This is a genomic window from Saccharomonospora saliphila YIM 90502, from assembly GCF_000383795.1.
In the GTDB taxonomy this organism is placed as follows: Bacteria; Actinomycetota; Actinomycetes; order Mycobacteriales; family Pseudonocardiaceae; genus Saccharomonospora; species Saccharomonospora saliphila.
Genome location: NZ_KB912636.1, coordinates 2,202 through 6,069 on the forward strand (window position 1 = coordinate 2,202; position 3,868 = coordinate 6,069).

Annotated in this window: 4 protein-coding genes; all 4 read right to left on the minus strand. The window is 72.2% G+C overall.

Annotated features, from left to right (window positions below; translation table 11 throughout):
* Positions 1–4: 4 nt before the first annotated feature.
* The gene (locus tag SACSA_RS0104950) at positions 5–1,174 is read right to left on the minus strand and encodes a glycosyltransferase family 4 protein (RefSeq protein ID WP_019814040.1); all 1,170 of its coding nucleotides are present in this window, start codon (positions 1,172–1,174) and stop codon (positions 5–7) included.
* A 52-nt stretch (positions 1,175–1,226) separates the two neighbouring features.
* Entirely contained in the window at positions 1,227–2,276 is a 1,050-nt protein-coding gene (locus SACSA_RS0104955; RefSeq protein WP_019814041.1) for a C40 family peptidase, read from the minus strand.
* A gap of 573 nt (positions 2,277–2,849) precedes the next feature.
* On the minus strand, positions 2,850–3,146 hold the full coding sequence (locus tag SACSA_RS21590; protein WP_232212840.1) for a hypothetical protein: 297 nt from the start codon (positions 3,144–3,146) through the stop codon (positions 2,850–2,852).
* A gap of 122 nt (positions 3,147–3,268) precedes the next feature.
* Positions 3,269–3,868 (minus strand): NYN domain-containing protein (locus SACSA_RS0104965; RefSeq protein WP_019814043.1); only part of this gene is annotated, 600 nt, incomplete at its 5' end.

Genomic DNA, 3,868 nt, shown 5'->3' on the forward strand with positions numbered 1-3,868 from the left:
GTCGTCACGGGCCGGGGGCGGCCGGGGCGTGCGAGTCGGTGCCGAGAAGAGCCGCGAGGCGGCCCGCGAGGACGTCCCACCGCCAGTGCGTGGTGACCCACCGCCGTCCGGCCTCACCCATCCGGCGCGCACGCACCGGGTCGGCCAGCAACGCCGCCAGCGTGTCCGTAATCTGGTCGAGCGCGCGGCCGTCCACGACGTGCCCGGTCACCTCGTCGCGGACCGTTTCCGGCGCGCCGCCCGAGCTGCCCGCGAGGACGGGCAGCCCCGTCGCGGACGCCTCCAGGTAGACGATGCCCAGGCCCTCGACGTCGAGCCCGCCACCACGCGTACGCGCGGGCATGGCGAACACGTCACCCACGGTGTAGTGCGCGGGCAGCTCGTCCCACGGCACCGACCCGGTGAAGACCACGTGCCGCTGGACGCCGCACTCGCGCGCCAGCGCCGCGAGCCGTTCCCGGTAGCGCCCCCCGCCGACGAGCACGAGCGTCGTGCCCGGGACCCGCCGCCGGACGGCGGGAAGCGCGCGCACGAGCGCGTCCTGTCCCTTGCGCGGTACCAGGCGGGACACGCACACGACGGTGGGCTGGTCGCTACCGATCCCGTACCGGCGTCGCAGCTCGGCACGCGCGACCGCGTCCGGCCGGAACAACTCGGGGTCCACACCGGACGGCAGATGCTCCAGTCCGGCCAGCGGGCCGAAAGCCGAGGCGAACCGGCGGCGGGTGTAGTGGCTGACGAACGTGACGACGTCGGTGGTGTCGCCGATCCTGCGCAGGGCCTGCCGCGCGCCCGGCAGCATCGACCAGCCGACCTCGTGCCCATGGGTGGAGGCGACCACCCGGGAGGCACCCGCCGCACGAAGCGGGTCGCCGAGCAGCGCCAGCGGGGCCGCCGCGCCGAACCACACCGTGTCGCAGCCGTGCGTGCGCACCAGCTCCCGCGCCCGGCGCAGCACGTCCGGAGTCGGCAGCATCAGCGACGTCGGATGCCGTACCACCTCGAACGCCGCCTCGGCGTCGAACTCGCGGTCGGCGACCGGGCCCTGCTGCCACGCGGGCGCGTAGACGACCAGGTCCTCCGGCGGAAGCCGGGTGACCAGCGAGTGCAGATAGGACTGAATGCCGCCGGGCCGGGGCGGGAAGTCGTTGGTCACCAGCAATGTGCGGCGCATGCTGGTGAGACTATCCCGTCCCGGCCCGGCCTTCGTCGGGTGCGGTGCCGCGTCAGGCGACGCGGCGAGCCCCGCTGAACTGGTCCTGCAAGGGCGCGACCTTGACCACGTCACCGCTGGTGGGCGCGTGCACCATCTGCCCGTTCCCGAGGTAGATGCCCACGTGGGACACCGGGTTGTAGAAGAACACCAGATCACCCGGCTGCAACTGCGACCGCGGGACCGGTGTCCCGAACTGCGACTGCGAGCTGCTGGTGCGGGGGATGCTGATGCCCGCCTGGTTGTAGGCCCACTGGGTCAGCCCGGAGCAGTCGAACTGGCTGGGGCCAGTCGCGCCCCAGACGTACGGGCTGCCCCGCACCGACAGCGCCGCGTCCACCGCGATCTGGGCGGCGTTGCCGGGTGCCTCGATCGGCCCGACCGAGGGCCCGGTGTCCTGCTGAGCGGCCACGTCGGCGGCACTCAGCTGGGCCGCCTGTTCCTCGATCTCGGCGATCTTCTCGTCGAGCTGCTCCTTGCGGGCCTTGAGGTCTGAGGCGATCTCGGCCGCCTTGTCCTTGGCCTCCTTGGCCTGCCTGCGGGCCTCGGCCGCCTCCTTCCGCGCGTTCTCGGCACGTTCCACCGAGTCCCGGAGCCTGTCCAGGGCCCGGTTCTTGTCCGTGGCGAGCACGCCGAGTGCCGACGACCGGTCGAGGAAGTCCTGTGCCGAGTCACCGGTGAGCAGCGCCGACATCCGGTTGAGCTGGGTGCCGCTCGTGAACGACGCGCCCGCGAACCGGTCGACGTCGACCCGGAACTGTTCTTCGTCGGCCCGTGCCTTCTTCTCGGCCTCCTCGGCCTTGGCGAGGCGGTCGTTCAGCTTGTCGAGCTCGTCCTGCTTGGCCTCGAGATCCTCCTGGGCCGTGAGGTACTTCTCGTTGAGCTTTTCGGCCTTGCTCGACAGCTCGCGGTACTCCTCCAATTCCTCGGAACCGCTCGGGGGTTGCTGGAGGGCGGGGCTGGGATACGCGGTGGCCGGTGCCTGGACGAAGGTGACGCCCGCGATTACGGCGGAGGCCGCCAGCGCTCCCGACAGCAGACGTTTCACGGGATGCGACCGCACGTCGCGCGTGTCTCCTTTGCTGTTCCGGCCGCCTACCGGGCACACGAATCGTGCGGAGGTCGGGGGCCCTCCGCACGTCCGGAGCCGGGCACGGGGGCGGGCGGGACGAAACGGTCCGCGATGGCCCATTCCGGCCGCACGCCGCGCGCACCGGCATCGGACACCGCGAGCGTGTCCGCCGCGACCGCGCTCGTGCGCGGGGCACCGTGGGACGCGGCACGGCATGGAAAGCACGGTGTCCGCCCGGCACGGTGTCGCGGCGCTACCCGCGGTGCGACCTGTGCGTGTCCGGCGCAGCTCCCCGACAAGCTGGCTCGGCGGCGATCCCGCGTCGCCGAACTCTGGTGGAACGGCTGCCTGGCGCGAGATCTCGGCCAGATTACGAAAGAGACCTGGTTTCGTCCACCAACCGAGCGAAGGGAATCGACGACCGTGCGTTGAACGGGCGGCGCACCAGCAGTTCACCCAACCGTGTGACGGGCATAACACGTTGCCCTCATCAACTCGACAACCGTTCACCCACTCGCACGGACCGCTCACCGAATGGTCGTCGCCCTCACGCTCCGCGTGATGTCAGCCCGACCGGGCCGACCGCCCACCGGTCCGGTCGGGCCTGGTGAGCGCCGGAACGTACCGCAGCCGCGGGACGAGTCCGCCGTCGGCGAGTGCGGCCACCGCGCCCCGCTGCGCGGCGTCCCACTCGGCCACCGTGTCGCTTTCGGCCACGTGCGTCAGCGCGCAGTCCGCGCACGCGGTGCCCCGCACTCGGCACCGGGAACAGTCGACGGTCAGCACGTGCTCGGCACACCTCACCCCCGCGGCGGGACCGGCGGGCGGGAACGGTTTCTGCGCTCGGGTCTTCGCTGTCATGACGGCCACGCTAGGAAACAGCACCGACATTTCCGGCGATTCCGCCGACCGGCTCCGGCGATTCGCCCACCGGCGGAGCCGTTCGTCGCCGGAATCGTGCGAACGGAAACCGAAAACGTCGCTCAGACGCGTCCGAGCCGCGACAGAAGCAGATCCGACGACACCGCACGGGCTCCCGACGCGCACACCGACGCCACGATCTCCTTGTCCGAGGTGGCGACCACAAGCGGGCGCCCCTGCGGCTCCCGGCGCACCAACGACGTGATCACGTCGTCGGCCTGCACGCCCGGCGCGGAGAACAGGACCCGCACCCCGCGCTGGTCGGCCTGTGGCGCCGAGGTGACATCGGCCCCGTCGAAAACCACGGTCACGGCGACCCGCGTGCGCGCGGCGAGCGCGGACAACTGCCCGACCAGCCGGTTGCGCTGCTCGGCCAGCGTGAGTTCGGGATAGGCCGTCTTCGTGACGTTGTACCCGTCGACGATCACGTGGGTGTTCGGCAGCCCGAGCACGGTGTCCAACGTCGCCACCTCGGTGATGCGCCCACCCCGTCGTCCCGCGGTGGCACCCGGGACGATGCTGGCCCCTCCGGCGCTGCCCTGCGTCACCGACAGTTCCCGCCGCAGCCCCTCGACCGTCCCGCCGAGGGTGTCGAGCAGCAGGGCCAGGCGTGCCTCGTCGGCGTCGCGTGCCTCCCGCGCGGCCTGCCGGGCGGCCTCGGC